Origin of the sequence: Frankia sp. Cppng1_Ct_nod (genome assembly GCF_920656135.1) — a bacterium.
Lineage (GTDB): Bacteria > Actinomycetota > Actinomycetes > Frankiales > Frankiaceae > Protofrankia > Protofrankia meridionalis.
In genome coordinates, this window is the sequence record NZ_CAKKTK010000093.1 from 1 (window position 1) to 16,333 (window position 16,333).

Below are 16,333 nucleotides of genomic sequence, written 5' to 3' on the forward strand. Positions count from 1 at the left end.
GGGTATGCACGTGGATCTGGCCGAAGCCGTCCGACGGACCAGCCGGTCGGCGTTGGTCTTTCTGTCCACCCGGCTGGGTATGACCCGTGCGGACGCCCTCGCCTACCTGTCCGCGGCGGCCGACTTCGGTATCTGCCAGCTGGTCGGTGAGTCCCGGGCGGCGTACTGCCGGATTCGCCGGGCGGATTTCGGTGAACCGGCCGTGGCCAAACCTCGGCTGGTGCGTCCCGGATTCGCGCGGATCGTCCCCACCCCGGACCGTTCGGAGGAATCCGACACGAGCGGTGCCCACCGTGAACGTGACACCGGACGGGATTCGGCCGGCGACACCGGACGGGATGTCGAGCCGGATGGCTGTGCCGCTGACGGCCACGTCTCGGACGTCCACGCTGTTGACCCATGGGACGAGGCCGCAACGGACATCGCAGGCTCTGGGGACGGCCGACCCGGCCGACCCGGCTGAGCTGGATCGGGTCTGGATCGGGTCTGGATGCGACCGGATGCCGAACCTGTCGGAGGCGTGCGGTACCAACGTTGCATGTCAGTGGGACCTCGGATGCCAGCGGGACCTCTCATACCGGTGGAAGCGGACCGGGTGATCGACACAGCAGTCGATCTGCGGGAACGCGCCGAAGTTCTCGTGCGTGCGCTCGCCGGCCCGGCCGCGCGCCTGCGCGAGGACCAGTGGCAGGCCATCCGTGCGCTGGTGGCCGAGCGCCGTCGGGTTCTGCTCGTCCAGCGGACAGGCTGGGGTAAGTCCGCCGTGTACTTCATCGCGACGGCACTGCTTCGGTCGCTCGGCGCCGGTCCCACTGTGATCGTCTCGCCGTTGCTCGCACTCATCCGGAACCAGGCGGCTGCCGCGGCGCGGGCCGGCATCCGGGCCGGTGAGATCCATTCGGGCAACCTGGCGGACTGGGACGAGGTCTACGCGCAACTGCGCGGGGGTCAACTGGACGTGCTCCTGGTCGGCCCCGAACGGTTGAACAACCCGACCTTCCGGGACGACTACCTGCCCGAACTTGCGGCCACGACCGGCCTGGTGGTTGTGGACGAGGCGCACTGCATCTCCGACTGGGGTCATGATTTCCGCCCGGACTACCGCCGGTTGCGTACGCTGCTCGCCGGCCTGCGCCCGGACGTGCCCGTTCTCGCGACGACGGCGACGGCAAACGCCAGGGTCACCGATGACGTCGCCGAGCAGCTCGGGGTTGCCGAGCAGCTCGGGGTGAACCCGGGATCATCCACCACGACGCTCGTCCTGCGTGGGACGCTCGACAGGGAAAGCCTGCGGCTGGCGGTGGTGTCGTTGCCGCACGCGCAGGCACGGTTCGGCTGGCTCGCCGATCAGCTACCGGGCCTGCCCGGTTCCGGGATCATCTACACGCTGACCAAGCCCGCGGCGGAGGAGCTCACGTCGTTCCTCACCGCGGCAGGCTTCCCGGTGGCGACCTACCACGGTGGCACCGAGCCGGCCGAGCGGATCGCCGCCGAATCCGACCTGCTGGCCAACCGGGTGAAGGCCCTGGTCGCGACCAGCGCGCTCGGTATGGGTTTCGACAAGCCCGACCTCGGGTTCGTCGTCCACGTCGGAGCACCGCCATCCCCGATCGCCTACTACCAGCAGATCGGTCGGGCCGGACGGGGGGTTGACCGGGCGGAGGTCGTGCTGCTGCCGGCAGCGGAGGACCGCAACATCTGGGCGTACTTCGCCGACGCGTCCTTTCCGGCGGAGGGCACGGTCACGGCGGTGCTCCGAGTGTTGGCGCAGGCGAGCGCGCCGGTCTCCACACAGTCGTTGCTCGCGGCCGTCGACGTGGGGCATGGTCGGCTCGACGCCATGTTGAAGGTGCTCGATGTCGACGGTGCGGTGCAGCGGGTGCGCGGTGGTTGGCGGGCTACCGGGGAGTCCTGGTCCTACGACGGCGAACGCTATGCCCGGGTGGCTGCCAGCCGGGTTCGCGAGCAGCAGGCGATGCTCGATTACATCACCACCACCGGATGCCGGATGGAGTTCCTGCGTCGCGAGCTTGACGACCCTGGCGCGGCGCGTTGCGGTCGCTGCGACATCTGCACCGGTGCCGGCTGGCCCGTGGCGGTCAGCGAGGCTGCGCAGACTCGCGCAAGGGAGCAGCTCGACCGTCCCGGCACCGTGATCGAACCACGTCGTATGTGGCCGACGGGTATGCGGACGCTGGGGATCACCGTATCCGGGCGTATACCGGCCACCGCCGGCGCCGAGGCAGGCCGGGCGCTTGCGCGTCTCGGCGGTGTCGGCTGGGGTAACCGGCTGCGTCCGTTGCTGGGGCCGGAAGCACCGGATGCGCCGGTGACCGACGACATGGTGGCTGCCTCCGTACAGGTGTTGGCCGGCTGGGGGTGGCGCCAGCGCCCGGCCGCAGTGGTCACGGTTGCCTCACGTAGCCGACCCGAGCTTGTCGGTAGCCTGGGGGAGCGGATTGCCAGCATCGGCCGGATCCCGCTGCTCGGCAGGGTGGAACGTGTGGACGGCGCAGGTCTGGATCCGGGAAATGGTCCGGGTGCGCATCGAGTGCATAACAGTGCGCATCGCCTTGCCGGTCTGTGGGAGGCGTTCGTGGTACCCGACGAGCTGGGAGCGGCTGTGCGGGGTTTGGCCGGCCCGGTTCTGCTGGTCGATGACCTGATCGCCACGGGCTGGACCGTCACCGTCGTGGCCCGCGAGCTACGGCAGGCCGGGGCCGTGGGTGTACTGCCGTTCGCGCTTGCTGTCGAGACCGGCTGAGAGCGACCGGATGCCGGTGTCGGCTGCCGGCGAAGATCGATGGTTGGGATCGTCGGGTCCGGATCGCCGGGTCCGGATCGCCGGCCGGAGTAGGTCAGCCTGGCGCGATCTGGCTCGCCGGCGGAGCGGTGATGTTCAGCGGGATGCCGAAGTCCGAGTAGGTGACCGTTCGGGTGATCTCGGTCCGTGGTGCCGCGCTGGTGGACCCTGTACCGCCGGAAGCCGCGTTGGTGAGTGTGATGCGTATCTGGCGGACGAGTCCTGCCGCGTCGATCCACGCTTCGGTCGGCTGCATGGCAGTTCCGAGGAGGCTCCTGAGGGACTCGACGGTGGCCGCACTGATGCTTCCCCGCTGGGCGGCTGTTTCCAGGTTCACGACCAGCTTGTAGTGGGTGGTCTGGACACCGTCGACGGCTTCCTGACCGACAGCTGCCACCGGGGTGGCCGCCCCGCTGAGAAACCCGAGCCGCAGCGCGGTGTCATCGCTGTTGCTCGACTGCGCGGTGGTGCCGGGTTGCGCGGTGGTGCCCGAGCCGGTGCCAGACGGGTTCGTGGTAGCCGACGCCCGGATCACCCGGGTCCACCGGGTGGAGTCCGGTGCGTTGCTGGGCGGAGCCGTGCGCCGGTACAGGTCGTTGCCGATGATCCGGACTTCGACTCCACCCCCGCCGGCCACATCACGTATGACATCGCTCGCGTTGTTCGCGAAGTCGACCGTCCCGGTGCCGTTGGTGACTGTGTCCTGCTTGCGCGCGGACGGAGCCAGGACCGTCACTTCATCGGTGAACCGGATTCGTGCCGTCTTCCGCGCGATCGTCCGGTCATAGGTAGTAGCTAGAAGTGCGGGCACCCCACCGGCCGTCACGGTGGTCGGTGGGGTGGATACGGGCGTCGTGACCGGTGGGCGCCTGGGGGAGTGCGACGAGCATCCGACGCTGCTCAGCAGCGCCAGGCTCAGTGAAACCAGCGCACGGGCGCATCCCGTGACCAGATGCGCTCTGCGCGCGGCGGTCTGAGCCATGTGTCGCCCCCCGATCGTGCGCCCCGGTGACGCCTACGGGTCAGAAGCGCCGGAAGATGAGCGCGCGCTTGACCTCCTGGATGGCCTTGGTCACCTGGATCCCACGGGGGCATGCGTTCGAGCAGTTGAAGGTCGTCCGGCAACGCCAGACGCCTTCCCGCTCGTTGAGGATTTCCAGGCGTTCGTCGGCGCCGGCGTCTCGGCTGTCGAAGATGAAACGGTGCGCGGCCACCATCGCGGCCGGCCCGAAGTAGTCTCCGTCATTCCAGAACACCGGGCACGATGTGGTGCAGGCCGCGCACATGATGCACTTCGTCGTGTCGTCGAAACGTTCCCGGTCCGCTGCCGACTGCAGCCGTTCACGGGTCGGTTCGTGCCCTTCGGGGATGAGATAGGGCTTCACCGCACGGAAGGCGTCGAAGAACGGCTCCATGTCGACGATGAGGTCCTTCTCGACCGGTAGCCCCTTGATGGGCTCGATCGAGATCTCCGGGCCGAGGTCCTTGACCAGCACCTTGCAGGCGAGCCGGTTCGAGCCGTTGATCCGCATGGCATCCGAGCCGCACACGCCATGGGCACACGAGCGCCGGAACGACAGCGATCCGTCAAGGTTCCACTTGACGTAGTGCAACGCGTCGAGAAGCCGGTCGCTGGGGTCGAAAGGAACGGTGTAGCTCTCCCAGTGAGGATCAGCGTTCATCTCCGGGTTAAAACGCCGGATCTTCAGCGTGACGGTCCGTTTGGCCGTACTCGAGTCGTCCGGCGCGGTGATTGATCGATCGTCGGTGACAGTCACACCGGACCTTTCTCACATCAGACCCACAGCACGGGTCAACAAATTATAGCCACGCTTATAGCCACGTGTGTGAAGTTGGGCGGAGGCACTCGAGACTTCCGAGTGCCTCCGGACCGCAGACGATTCGATCATGGTTCTTCTCGCGTTCGAGAGGTCCTGTGGTCGACCGTCCGGCCGGTGTTCAGTACTTGCGTTCCATCGGTTCGTACCGGGTCATGACGACGGGCTTGTAGTCCAGTCGGATCTCGGATTCGGATGCGGCGGCTGCGAGCGGTCCGGACCGGTACGCCATCGTGTGCCGCAGGAAGTTGACGTCGTCGCGGTTCGGATAGTCCTCACGGGAGTGCCCGCCGCGGGACTCGTTGCGGGCCAGCGCGCTCGTGACCATGCATTCGGCGAGATCGAGCAGGAAGCCCAGCTCGACCGCTTCCAACAACTCGGTGTTGTAACGCCGACCCCGGTCCGTGACGCCGATCCGCTGGTAACGGCCTTTCAGTCCGGAGATGTCGGTGACCGCCTGCTTGAGCGTCGCCTCGGTGCGGTACACCGACGCGTTGACGTCCATCGTCTCCTGAAGTTCGCGGCGGATCGCAGCCACGTTCTCCGTACCCGCGCCGTCCCGGAGCCGGGTGAGCAGCCCCGCGACGAAGTCCGCCGGATCGTCCGGCAGCTCGGCATGGGCCGGGGTGGCGTTCGCGTGTTCGGCCGCGGCGATGCCGGCCCGACGCCCGAACACGTTGATGTCCAGCAGCGAGTTCGTGCCCAGCCGGTTTGCGCCGTGCACGGACACGCACGCGACCTCACCGGCGGCGTACAGGCCCGGGACGATGTCGGTGTTGTTCCGCAGGACCTCGGCGTTGATGTTTGTCGGGACGCCGCCCATGGCGTAGTGGGCGGTCGGCTGGATCGGGATCGGGTCCGTGTACGGCTCGATCCCGAGGTAGGTGCGGGCGAACTCGGTGATGTCTGGCAGCTTCGCGTCGAGCTGCTCGGGCGGCAGGTGGGTCAGGTCGAGGTAGACATGATCACCATCGGCCCCGCAGCCGCGCCCGGCGCGGATCTCGGTGTAGATGGCCCGCGCCACCATGTCCCGGGGGGCGAGGTCCTTGATGGTCGGCGCGTAGCGCTCCATGAAGCGCTCGCCGTCCTTGTTGCGCAGGATCCCGCCCTCACCGCGAGCACCCTCGGTGAGCAGGATGCCCATCTTCCAGATGCCCGTGGGGTGGAACTGGTAGAACTCCATGTCCTCCAGCGGCAGCCCGCGCCGGAAGATGATGCCCATCCCGTCACCGGTCAGGGTGTGCGCGTTCGAGGTCACCTTGAAGACCTTGCCGAAGCCACCGGTGGCGAACACCACCGACTTCGCCTGGAAGACGTGCACCTCGCCGGTGGCGAGTTCGTAGGCGACCACGCCGGCCGCGACGCCATCGACGATCAGTAGGTCCAGGACGTAGAACTCGTTGTAGAACTCGATCTCGTGTTTGACGCACTGCTGGTAGAGCGTCTGCAGGATCATGTGACCGGTACGGTCCGCCGCGTAGCACGAGCGGCGGACGGGTGCCTTGCCATGGTCGCGGGTGTGGCCGCCGAAGCGGCGCTGGTCGATGCGGCCTTCCGGGGTGCGATTGAAGGGCAGGCCCATCTTCTCCAGGTCGAGGACCGCGTCGATGGCCTCCTTGCACATGATCTCGGCGGCGTCCTGGTCTACCAGGTAGTCACCACCCTTGATCGTGTCGAAGGTGTGCCACTCCCAGTTGTCCTCCTCGACGTTGGCCAGGGCGGCGCACATGCCGCCCTGGGCCGCGCCGGTGTGGGAGCGGGTGGGGTAGAGCTTGGTCAGCACGGCGGTGCGACACCGCTTGCCGGCTTCGAGTGCCGCGCGCATACCAGCGCCGCCCGCACCCACGATGACCGTGTCGTATTTGTGAACCTGCACCGCTTGGACCTCCGCCTTCCCAGGCGTCATCAGGAGATGTTCGGGTCGAACGTGAAGATGACCAGTGATCCCAGCGTGATGACCAACAACGCCGACACGTACAGCAACATCTTCAACCAGAATCGGGTCTGCGGCCGCTCGGCGTAGTCATTGATCACCGTTCGGAGGCCGTTCGTCCCGTGCAGTTCGGCGAGCACCAGCATGAGCAGGTCCCAGGTGCGCCAGAACGGCGACGCCCAGCGGCCCGCGACAAAACCGAAGCCGATCCGCTGCACACCGCCATCGAGGATGTTCATGATGAACAGGTGACCCAGTACCAGGAAGACCAGTAGGAGCCCGGAGACGCGCATGAACAGCCATGCGTAGAGCTCGAAGTTCGTCCGCGCCTTCGGGGCCCCCGGGCGGCGCCGGGGGCTGCGCGGCGCCTCGAGGGCAGGGGCTGCGCCGTCGATCGTTGTCGCCATCAGGACGCGCTCCCGAACAGGGTCTCGACAGTGTGCTTGATCATGAAGAAGGTGCCGGGGACGACGAGGATCACCCACACCGCGATCTCGGCATAGAGCATCTGGCGCTGGAAGCGCGGACCGGACTCCCAGAAGTCGATCAGCGTGATCCGGATGCCGTTGAGGGCGTGGAAGAGAACCGCCGCGACGAGCCCCACCTCCATGAGGTTGACGATCGGGTTCTTGTACGTCGCGATCACCGTGTCATAGGACGACGGCGACACCCGTACCAGTGCGGTGTCGAGTACGTGGGCGAAAAGGAAAAAAAAGATCAATACGCCTGTGATCCTGTGGGCAACCCAGGACCACATACCCTCGCGGCCGCGGTAGAGCGTGCCCGCTGGTGCCTTCGGCACTGAAAGCTCCTCCGGACCGGCCCTGCGACAGGCTGGTCCTGATGATCCTGGTCCGGATGATCCCGTCCGGTGACTCGCAGTAACCTGGAGACATCATATGGACGATGGTTTGTGTGCACCCGATGCTAGTGCTGGCCCCATGGAGGGGCATGCCAGTGTCGGTGACACTTAGGTGAAGTATGTCACAGAAAGTGATCGGCTTCATGGCAAGGTGAATCCGACATCACAGTTGGTTCCGAATCCGGTGGAGGAACCCCGCCGACGGCCGCGGTCACAGACACCCGGTCACCTGTCATCCGACCCGGTCCTCATGGGGTTGACGCGGCCGTCGCTGAGCCGGTTGGCCCCGGCGTCGACTTGGTTGATGTCGGGGCGGACGTCGGCGTCGCCGGGGTGGTGGGGCTCGAGTGCACGTCGGTGGGGGCGGAACTGGGAGCGACCGTTGTGGTCTCGACGGGGGTCGGCTCGACGGGGGTGCTCTCCGCCGTCGGTGACGTTCGGTGCGTCGTAAACCTGCCCGAATTGGCGGGGACGTCCAGCGTGGGTTTGTGGTCCGAGGGATTGGTGCTGCTCTCCCCCGCCACCGTTGCCGTTGCCACTCCGCCGTGGTCCCCATTCGACTGCAGTTGTGAGTTGGAGTCGTCTCCGGGGGCAAGTATCGCGCTGAGCGCGATTGCCACACCCACAGCCACGGACCCGGCCGCCACCGCAACCACCACACCGCGTCGTACCGGGGGTTGCCTGCCCCGCTCGCTGGTCGGAGGTTTTCTCTTCCCGGGACGATCGAGGGGCGTGTCGCGACCCGGTGGGCCGACCGCGGTACCGCCCGAGACCAGCAGCAGACCGTCGAGATCAGAAGTTTGTTCGAAGCTGTATCCGCCGGGATCGAGCGGGATGGGCGAGCCTCTGCCGACGGTCAGAGCGGTGGTTCCCGCGACGGCGGTGACCTTGTCGAGAGAGGGGGCCGGCCGCGTTTCGACAGCGAGACCGGTCATCGCGTCGTTACGGTCGCCGGAGCCCGCCTGAGTCGTCACATGCTGCGGGCCGGTCGCGGTCCGGGTGGGACTCGGTGCGGCCACGTCCACCGCGCCGTCCGTGGAAGCGATCTCGGTGATCTCACCGATCTCGGTCCCGGTCCCGGTCGCGTCACTCGCCTCGTCCGCGGTGGTAGGGCTTGCCGCGGCGGTATGGGTGTTCGAGTCCGCGGTGGGCGCGGCATCGCTGTCGACGTTTTCCAGCAGATCCGAGCTGGGGTCCGACGACAGGCCGCTACCGGGGACCAACGCGATCACGCCCGGCCTCGGCCGTGAGTTGATGACCGACGCAGGTACCGGCGCTACGCCACCGGCGATCGGGACCAGGCGACGGCGTATCTCGGCCACACCTGGCCGCTCCTCCGCCGGACGGTCGAGCAGATCGGTGAGCAGGCCGCGCAGGGGGCCGGCGAGCCGGAACGGGCGTCTACGCCCCTCCACGACCGCGGTCAGGACGGCGTAGGTCTCCGGTCCTTCGAACGGTGGCTGCCCCTCGACCGCCGCGTACAGCGTGGCGCCGAGTCCCCACAGATCGCTCGCCGGGCTACCTGACGAGCCGCGGACGCGTTCCGGCGCGATGTAGGCCGGGGAACCGACCAGAGCACCTGTACCGGTGAGGGTGGAGTCGCCGTCGGTCGCCGCGATACCGAAGTCGGTTAGCCGAACCCGGCCATCCCGGCCGAGTAGCACGTTGCCGGGCTTGATGTCGCGGTGCAGGACGCCTGCGGAGTGGGCGGCGGCGAGTGCGTCGGTGAGGGCCAGACCGATCGCCGCGGCCTGCTCGGGTGACAGCGGGCCGTCCGCGCGGATGACGTCGCCGAGGCTGTCGGCGTCCACCAGCTCCATGACGATCCAGTGACGTTCCGCTTCTTCGACGACGTCATAGACGGAGACGATCGCCGGGCTGTGCAGTCGGGCGAGCGCGCGAGCCTCACGCAGGACCCGCGCCCGGATCGCGTCCCGCTCGGCCTGGGCACCGGCAAGCGGGACGAGGATCTCCTTCACCGCCACCGGGCGTTGGAGGAGCTCGTCTTCACCGCACCAGACGACACCGGCGCCACCGCGACCGATTGGCGTATCCAAGCGATAACGTTGGGATACATATCGGGGTGTGCCGTGACGCGGTGAGTCTTCGGGCGGGCGCGCCGATCTGGCCATCATCTCAAGTCTCGCAGATCCGTCGTCGGCTGCACTCAGAGCCTTCGTCAAGTCGAGGCACGGTGCCGGGGCCGGAGGCCACTGACGAACCGTATGGGGTCGAAGGTAACAAGATCATGGTTTTTCCCGCCTTGCCGGAGGCCCCCGGCAAACCCGGTCGGACCCGTGCCGCGATCAACGGCCTGGCCGGAACGTTGAGAAAAGCTGCCACATCAACGAAAGGTCGGTCGGCCAACGGGAGTCCGGTGTGCTCCAATACAACGCGTAGCCGTGGCCATTGCGCACAACCCCACGATTGAGAACATGCACCGTTCTTCCCCCGGATGTGTAGGTGAACTCCCAGTCTGCCTGGATCGCGCCGGCACCGCCGTCACTGGCTTCGATCTTCACTCGCTGGTAGTTCGATACCGTCGTGCGGAACCCGGCCTCGTGCGCCTGCCAGTCCGCGAGCGCGGACGGATTCGCCGCCGCTGCGGTATCGATGCGCAGGTAGGCGCCGGTTTCCGGGTTGAGGAAGTCGATCCTTTCCGTTCCACCGGCAGGCCGAAGTGACCACCGCTGCGGATAGGCGATCGACCAACCGGAGGGTCCGACGTGCGACTGCCAGCCCGCGGGTGGGGTCACCGCAGTGGTGTCCAGGGGGACCAGGCCCGGATCGGCGGTGACCGCGGTGGAGGTGGCGGTCGGCGCGCCTGCGCTCGGTGATGCCGAACCGGGCGTCGTTGCGGAGCCGGTGCGGCCGGCGGCATGGTCCGAACCCGAGGTGAGGACGGCGGCGATACCGATGGCCGCGCCCACGACCAGCGCCATGAAGATCCCGACCATCAGCGTCCGGCGGCGGTTCGGCGGGTTACGGCCGGCGCGACCGTCGTCACCGGGGCTGCCGCCGGTGTCGGCTGTACCGTTTGTCCGCGGCGAGGCCGGCCGTGTGGGCAGTGACTCCGGATCCGGTCTGGAACCCGCTGATCCCGCCGGGTCCGGGATCTGGGACGCGGGCCTCGCCGTGGGGACCGGCTCATGCGCCTTTCCGGCTGTTCTCACCGGCACGGCAGGCAACGACGGCGCCATCCGCGGGGGCGGTGCGGTGGCGACGTCCTGTGGCTGGGTTTCCTCGGCAGGTCCGGTGGCCGCCGGGCCGGGCACCATGGTCGGCTGGTCGTCGGTGACCTCCGCCATGCTGATGTCAGGGGCTTCGGTGTCCGGACGGTTGGTTCGCGGACGTTCGGCGGCGGCCACCGGGTTCCCGGCGGGTGAGGCCGCCCCCGCCGCAGCCGTGCTCGAGCCGGCAGCCGCGGCGTCCTGCACGGAGGCCTTGCCAGGGTGCTCTCGACCTGTGCGGTTCGCACGTGAACCGAGGATGCGCCGATGGGTCTCCCGTTCGCCGACATCGCGTAGCCGCTGTCGCGCCTGGGCAAGGGAGGGACGTGCCGAAGGATTCACCGCCATAAGATCATCTAGGATCGGAGCGAGGGAGCCGGCAAGCCGGAAGGGGTGGCGCCGCCCGTCGACGATTGCCGTGAGGGTGGCGATGGCGCTGTCGGACTCGTACGGCGCCCCGCCCTCGATCGCGGTGAACAGCGTCGCGCCCAGCGCCCAGATGTCACTGCCCGGACCGCCTGCTCCGCCGCGCGCCCGTTCCGGAGCGATGTAGGACGGCGATCCGAGCAGGACGCCGGTCCGCGTCAGTGTCGGATCGCCGACGGACAACGCGATGCCGAAGTCCGTCAACCGGGCGCGGCCGTCCGTGCTGATCAGAACGTTGGCCGGCTTCACGTCCCGGTGGACGACCCCGCTCCGGTGCGCGGCCTCCAGGGCGTAGGCAAGGCTGATGCCGATCCGGGCGACCTGCTCGCGCGGCAGCGGTCCCTCATCCCGGATGACGTTTCCCAGGGACGGGCCGTCCACCAGTTCCATGACGATCCACGGGTGGTCGTCCGCGTCGAGCACATCAAAAACCGAGACCAGTCCGGGGTGGTGCAGCCGACCGGCCGAGCGGGCCTCGCGCAGCACCCGCTGGCGCAGAATGGCGCGTTCGTCGATGGAGATCGATGCCGGAAGGCGGATCTCCTTGACAGCGACCTCACGCCGCAGCAGTTCGTCGGTGGCGGCGTAGACGACACCGAAACCCCCATGGCCCAGTTCGTCACCGAGTCGGTAACGGCCCGCGATTACCTGGTCGGCGCGGGATCCTTGCCCTGACCCGGGCTTCGGATGGTGGTCGAGGGGCATCCGGCCGTCCCACCTCCTCGTTCTCCCCGTCGATCCAGTCCCCGGCGATCCGGTTGCTGTCGAGCTGGTTGCCGTGGTCATGAAGTTGCCGTGGTCATTAGTTTGGTCCACCCCATCACATACCGGCCGGTGGCAATGGGAGTGCCCTATCCTCGGGCGCTCTGAGTGGGAAAGCTGTCCGAGGGATGCCGAGCTGCGCATCGGACCCGCGTGCGCAGGTTCCGGACGGGCAGGTTCCGGGTTGAGCGGTTCCAGGTAGAGGAGGCGTCGGATGGTTGAGACGACCGGCACCAGCCGCACGCAGGCAGCCGACATCGTTGACTGGGAGCGGCTGCGGGTCGAGGCGACCCGGGTGGCTGCCCGCGCCTATGCCCCGTACTCGCGGCTTCGCGTCGGCGCCGCGGCAGTGGTGGACGATGATCGGCTGATCGTGGGATGCAACGTCGAGAACGCCTCCTACGGCCTGACTCTGTGCGCCGAATGCGTGTTGGTCGGGGCACTGCACGCGTCGGGAGGCGGACGGTTGGTTGCGTTCGTCTGCGTGGACGGCCACGGTGCGCTGCTCGTGCCGTGCGGTCGGTGCCGGCAGCTCCTCCTCGAACACGGTGGTCCGGATCTTCAGGTGGCGTCGGACGGGGGCCCGCGGCTGCTGGGGGATCTCCTCCCGGACGCGTTCGGCCCCGCCAACCTGCCATCGCCACCGCCGCCCGGCGGTTGCGGCGCGCCCACGACCGGGGACGGAGGCTCATGACCTTCCATGTCGTCGACCTGATCAGGACCAAACGGGACGGTGGTCGGCTGTCCGACGACGCCGTCGACTGGCTGGTCGACTCCTACACGGCCGGAGCCGTCGCCGACGAGCAGATGGCGGCCTTTTTGATGGCTGTGGTGTGGCGGGGCATGGCGCCGGGCGAGCTGTCCCGCTGGACCGCGGCGATGGTGGCCAGTGGCGATCGGCTCGACCTGGCCGGCGTGGGCCGTCCAACCGTGGACAAGCACTCGACCGGCGGTGTCGGTGACAAGGTCTCGCTGATCCTGGTACCGCTGGTGGCGGCCTGCGGAGCGGCCGTGCCACAGCTGTCCGGACGTGGGCTCGGCCATACCGGCGGAACCCTGGACAAGATGGAGGCCATCTCCGGGTGGCGGGCGTCGGTGTCACCTGAGCGGATGCGGTCGGTGCTGCGGGACGTCGGCGGGGTCATCGCCGCGGCCGGTCCGGGGCTCGCGCCGGCGGACCGGAAACTGTATGCACTGCGTGACGTCACCGGAACGGTCGAGTCGATTCCGCTGATCGCGTCGTCCATCATGAGCAAGAAGATCGCCGAGGGGACGTCCGCGCTGGTACTGGACGTCAAGGTCGGGTCGGGGGCGTTCATGACCGCCCACGCCGACGCCCGCACGCTCGCCGAGACCATGGTCACGTTGGGGGAGGCGGCTGGTGTACGCACAGAGGCGCTGCTGACGGGCATGGACACACCACTCGGGTGGACGGCCGGGCACGCGCTCGAGGTTGCCGAGGCCGTGGACACCCTGTGTGGCGGCGGCCCGGCCGACCTGATCGAGATCACGGTGGCGCTGGCCCGGCGGATGCTCGCACTCGTCGGCCTTGACGGCGGCGCGGATCCGGCGGACGTCCTGGCCGCGGGGACGGCATATCCCGTGTGGCGACGGATGGTCGCCGCGCAGGGGGGTGATCCGGATGCTGCCCTGCCGACCGCGGAGCATGTCGAGATCGTGTCCGCGTCGGCCAGTGGTTTCCTGCACGGGTTGGACGCGAGAGCCGTCGGCGTTGCGGCCTGGCGGCTCGGGGCGGGCCGGTCCCGCAAGGAGGACCCGGTCTCGGTGACCGCAGGAGTCCGCTGGCTGGCCCGCCCGGGGGAGTGGGTCGCCGGCGGCGCACCCCTGCTGGAGCTGCACACCGACGATCTCTCCCGCCTGCCGTCGGCGTTGGAGGCGCTGGTGACCGCCGTCGAGATCGCAGACACACCGCCGCCGGTCCGCCCGCTGGTTCGTGACCGCATCCACCTGTAGGCGGGTCGGCAGGCCGGCGGGTCGGCAGGCCGGCGGATCGTGCCGGCCGCGACGCGGGAAGCCGGATGCCGTGCCGACCCCCGCAGGGCGCTATACGTTCGGACGATGAGCACGGCCGTCACGCCATCGCCCACCGCGGATGCCATCCGCCGGGTCCCCAAGGTGCTGCTGCATGACCACCTCGACGGTGGGCTTCGCCCGGCGACCATCGTCGAGCTTGCCGACGAGACGGGCTACGGCGCCCTGCCCACGTCCGATGTGGACAAGCTCGCGACCTGGTTCCGCGGCGGTGCCCACAGCGGGTCACTGGTGCGCTACCTGGAGACGTTCAGTCATACCGTCGGGGTGATGCAGACCGCGGGCGCGCTGGCCCGGGTCGCCCGTGAGTGTGCCGAGGACCTGGCCGCCGACGGCGTCGTCTACGCCGAGGTCCGGTTCGCCCCGGAGCTGCATGTCGAGCGGGGGCTGGCGCTGGACGCCGTGATCGAGGCGGTCCTTGACGGTTTTCGGGCCGGTTCGGCCGGTACCGGACTGAAGATCCGCGCGCTGCTGACCGCGATGCGTCACGCCGCCCGTTCGCTGGAGATCGCCGAGGCCGCGGTCCGTTGGCGGGACAGGGGAGTGGTCGGCTTCGACATCGCCGGGGCCGAGGCGGGGTATCCGCCCAGCCGTCACCTGGATGCCTTCCAGTTCATGCAGCGCGCGAACGGGCATTACACGATCCATGCCGGGGAGGCGTTCGGCCTGCCGTCCATCTGGGAGGCGTTGCAGTGGTGCAACGCCGACCGTCTCGGCCACGGGGTCCGGATCATGGACGACATCGCCGTCGACCCGGACGGCAACGCCGTGCTCGGGCAGCTCGCCAACTACGTCCGTGACGTCCGCGTGCCGCTGGAGATGTGCCCGACCTCCAACGTGGACACGGGGGTGTGCGCCAGCATCGCCGAACATCCGATCCGCCTGCTGCGTGAGCTCCACTTCAGGGTGACGGTCAACACCGACAACCGGCTGATGAGCGGAGTGACGCTGTCCAGCGAGTTCGCCGGCCTGGTCGACGTGTTCGACTACGGGTGGTCCGACATCAGGTGGCTGACCGTGAACGCGATGAAGTCGGCGTTCATCCCGTTCGATCAGCGTCTGGCGCTCATCAATGATGTGATCAAGCCCGGCTTCGACGCCGTGCTTTCCGATGGGTGACCGATCGGTCGAGACCGTGCCGGCGGTGCCGGCGGTGCCGGCGGTGCCGGCGGTGTCCGCGGTGTCCGCGGTGTCTTCGGGCGTGGTGGCCGGGCCGGACGGGCGCCTGCGCTGCCCGTGGGCGCTGTCCACGCCGGAATACATCGCCTATCACGACCACGAATGGGGACGGCCCGTCCGCGACACCGTCGGCCTGTTCGAACACCTCAGCCTGGAAGCATTTCAGTCCGGTCTTTCCTGGCTGACGGTCCTGCGTAAACGGGATGCCTTCCGGGCCGCCTTCGCGGGTTTCGAACCGGTGCTGGTCGCGGCGTTCGGCCCGACCGATGTCGAGCGGTTGATGATGGACGCGGGAATCGTCCGTAACCGGCGCAAGATTGCCGCGACGGTTACCAACGCCCGCGCGCTGCTGGCGCTGGAAATACCATTCGGGGAACTGGTCTGGTCGTTCCGACCGGCGGTCGCACCGGCACCGGTGGTGATCGGTGACCTGCCCGCGTCCACGCCTGCGTCGGTGGCGCTGGCAAAGGAGCTGAAGAGACGTGGCTTCATCTTTGTCGGCCCGACGACAGCTTACGCCCTGATGCAGGCGTGTGGCCTGGTTAACGACCACCTCGCTGCCTGCGTCGTTCGGTAGCCGGTTGACGGTTCGCCCGCCCTGGCCGCTACCGTCCGTGGTTGTGGCAGCTCGTGGGCGGCGTCGGGCGGGGACGCCGGACCAGGCCGGTCCGCTACCATGACTGATCATGTCGGACGTGGTCGTACTCGCAATTGTCAGCGTTGTTGTCACCGGCATCGTCGCACCGGGAATTACCGCGTTTTCCAGCCGTCTGGAATCACGTCGGTCACATCGTCTTGCCCTTCGGAAGGAGTGCCGAGACGCCCTGGACCTCGCGGCCGAGCAGTTGTCGCGATCCCAGCGGGCCACGGCCTACTGCATTGCGCTGTGGTCCCGGGGAATCATGGACGGCGATGACGAGGCGGGTGAATACCTGAAGCGCCGGAACCAGGCGAACGAGGCGGCCCGCACCGCCTACGGGCGGCTGTGTATCAGGTTCGGCCCGGCATCGCCGGTCGCAACTCACTATGACGAGGTCATCGAGTGCATGCAACGGCTGACGGAGGTTCTGCGCGGCTATCGGGCCGGCGACACCTACGACGCCTGGGAAAGCCAGACCGCGGCCGAGTCCACGGAGCTGACGGCCGCGGGCGAGAAGTTCCTCAGCGTGGCGAACAAGGCGATGTCGGCGCGGCGCTGAACGAAGGCGTGGGACTTCACTCGGGGACGGCGGCAAGGATGTCCCGGGT

The 16,333-nt window shown here is 68.3% G+C and carries 13 protein-coding genes and 1 pseudogene; 7 read left to right on the top strand and 7 right to left on the bottom strand.

The features are described 5' to 3' along the window. Together NBW77_RS19510 and NBW77_RS19515 are read left to right on the top strand one after the other, a co-directional pair. Positions 1 to 463 (top strand): annotated as a pseudogene (locus tag NBW77_RS19510) (acetamidase/formamidase family protein); the annotation flags it as partial. A gap of 93 nt (positions 464 to 556) precedes the next feature. Beyond that, positions 557 to 2,764 (top strand): DEAD/DEAH box helicase, encoded by a 2,208-nt coding sequence (locus NBW77_RS19515; protein ID WP_131745577.1) that lies wholly within the window; start codon positions 557 to 559, stop codon positions 2,762 to 2,764. A gap of 94 nt (positions 2,765 to 2,858) precedes the next feature. On the opposite strand, the gene NBW77_RS19520 is transcribed toward NBW77_RS19515, so the two are convergent. From NBW77_RS19520 to NBW77_RS19550, 7 genes are all read right to left on the bottom strand, one after another. Continuing rightward, a complete protein-coding gene (locus NBW77_RS19520) occupies positions 2,859 to 3,785 on the bottom strand; it encodes an SCO4651 family lipoprotein (protein WP_131745578.1) in 927 nt (308 codons plus the stop codon). Between the two features lie 40 nt (positions 3,786 to 3,825). After that, positions 3,826 to 4,581, bottom strand: a complete 756-nt coding sequence (locus tag NBW77_RS19525; protein ID WP_131745579.1) for a succinate dehydrogenase iron-sulfur subunit — start codon at positions 4,579 to 4,581, stop codon at positions 3,826 to 3,828. Positions 4,582 to 4,762: 181 nt separating this feature from the next. Further along, positions 4,763 to 6,517, bottom strand: coding sequence for a succinate dehydrogenase flavoprotein subunit (gene sdhA / locus NBW77_RS19530; protein ID WP_250280118.1), 1,755 nt, complete (start codon positions 6,515 to 6,517; stop codon positions 4,763 to 4,765). Between the two features lie 29 nt (positions 6,518 to 6,546). Continuing rightward, a complete protein-coding gene (locus tag NBW77_RS19535) occupies positions 6,547 to 6,981 on the bottom strand; it encodes a succinate dehydrogenase hydrophobic membrane anchor subunit (RefSeq protein WP_131745580.1) in 435 nt (144 codons plus the stop codon). Next, positions 6,981 to 7,376 carry a succinate dehydrogenase, cytochrome b556 subunit gene (gene sdhC, locus NBW77_RS19540; RefSeq protein ID WP_131745581.1) on the bottom strand — a complete coding sequence of 132 codons (396 nt, stop codon included), beginning with the start codon at positions 7,374 to 7,376 and terminating at the stop codon, positions 6,981 to 6,983. Before sdhC ends, NBW77_RS19535 begins: the two co-directional genes overlap by 1 nt. 308 nt (positions 7,377 to 7,684) lie before the next feature. Further along, positions 7,685 to 9,568, bottom strand: coding sequence for a protein kinase domain-containing protein (locus tag NBW77_RS19545; RefSeq protein ID WP_250280123.1), 1,884 nt, complete (start codon positions 9,566 to 9,568; stop codon positions 7,685 to 7,687). Positions 9,569 to 9,742: 174 nt separating this feature from the next. Beyond that, on the bottom strand, positions 9,743 to 11,797 hold the full coding sequence (locus tag NBW77_RS19550) for a serine/threonine-protein kinase (protein ID WP_250280119.1): 2,055 nt from the start codon (positions 11,795 to 11,797) through the stop codon (positions 9,743 to 9,745). Between the two features lie 271 nt (positions 11,798 to 12,068). Here NBW77_RS19550 and NBW77_RS19555 point away from each other — a divergent pair, with 271 nt between their 5' ends. The 5 genes from NBW77_RS19555 (at position 12,069) to NBW77_RS19575 (ending at position 16,284) form a co-directional block, all read left to right on the top strand. After that, a complete protein-coding gene (locus tag NBW77_RS19555; protein WP_131745583.1) occupies positions 12,069 to 12,548 on the top strand; it encodes a cytidine deaminase in 480 nt (159 codons plus the stop codon). Then, positions 12,545 to 13,828 (top strand): thymidine phosphorylase, encoded by a 1,284-nt coding sequence (locus NBW77_RS19560; protein WP_250280120.1) that lies wholly within the window; start codon positions 12,545 to 12,547, stop codon positions 13,826 to 13,828. The genes NBW77_RS19555 and NBW77_RS19560 overlap by 4 nt, the downstream gene beginning before the upstream one ends. A 105-nt stretch (positions 13,829 to 13,933) precedes the next feature. Next, positions 13,934 to 15,025: an adenosine deaminase gene (locus NBW77_RS19565; RefSeq protein WP_250280121.1), complete on the top strand. Its 1,092-nt coding sequence runs from the start codon at positions 13,934 to 13,936 to the stop codon at positions 15,023 to 15,025. Further along, on the top strand, positions 15,018 to 15,662 hold the full coding sequence (locus tag NBW77_RS19570; protein ID WP_131745584.1) for a DNA-3-methyladenine glycosylase I: 645 nt from the start codon (positions 15,018 to 15,020) through the stop codon (positions 15,660 to 15,662). The genes NBW77_RS19565 and NBW77_RS19570 overlap by 8 nt, the downstream gene beginning before the upstream one ends. Positions 15,663 to 15,771: 109 nt before the next feature. Next, positions 15,772 to 16,284 carry a hypothetical protein gene (locus NBW77_RS19575; RefSeq protein WP_250280122.1) on the top strand — a complete coding sequence of 171 codons (513 nt, stop codon included), beginning with the start codon at positions 15,772 to 15,774 and terminating at the stop codon, positions 16,282 to 16,284. Positions 16,285 to 16,333 lie beyond the last annotated feature (49 nt).

Excerpts from the sequence above, each read along its gene's own strand:
- NBW77_RS19560 (WP_250280120.1), top strand. The coding sequence starts at position 12,545 with ATGACCTTCCATGTCGTCGACCTGATCAGGACCAAACGGGACGGTGGT.
- NBW77_RS19520 (WP_131745578.1), bottom strand. The coding sequence starts at position 3,785 with ATGGCTCAGACCGCCGCGCGCAGAGCGCATCTGGTCACGGGATGCGCC.
- NBW77_RS19550 (WP_250280119.1), bottom strand. The coding sequence starts at position 11,797 with ATGCCCCTCGACCACCATCCGAAGCCCGGGTCAGGGCAAGGATCCCGC.
- NBW77_RS19515 (WP_131745577.1), top strand. The coding sequence starts at position 557 with ATGCCAGCGGGACCTCTCATACCGGTGGAAGCGGACCGGGTGATCGAC.
- NBW77_RS19570 (WP_131745584.1), top strand. The coding sequence starts at position 15,018 with ATGGGTGACCGATCGGTCGAGACCGTGCCGGCGGTGCCGGCGGTGCCG.
- NBW77_RS19565 (WP_250280121.1), top strand. The coding sequence starts at position 13,934 with ATGAGCACGGCCGTCACGCCATCGCCCACCGCGGATGCCATCCGCCGG.
- NBW77_RS19555 (WP_131745583.1), top strand. The coding sequence starts at position 12,069 with ATGGTTGAGACGACCGGCACCAGCCGCACGCAGGCAGCCGACATCGTT.
- NBW77_RS19575 (WP_250280122.1), top strand. The coding sequence starts at position 15,772 with ATGTCGGACGTGGTCGTACTCGCAATTGTCAGCGTTGTTGTCACCGGC.
- NBW77_RS19535 (WP_131745580.1), bottom strand. The coding sequence starts at position 6,981 with ATGGCGACAACGATCGACGGCGCAGCCCCTGCCCTCGAGGCGCCGCGC.
- NBW77_RS19545 (WP_250280123.1), bottom strand. The coding sequence starts at position 9,568 with ATGGCCAGATCGGCGCGCCCGCCCGAAGACTCACCGCGTCACGGCACA.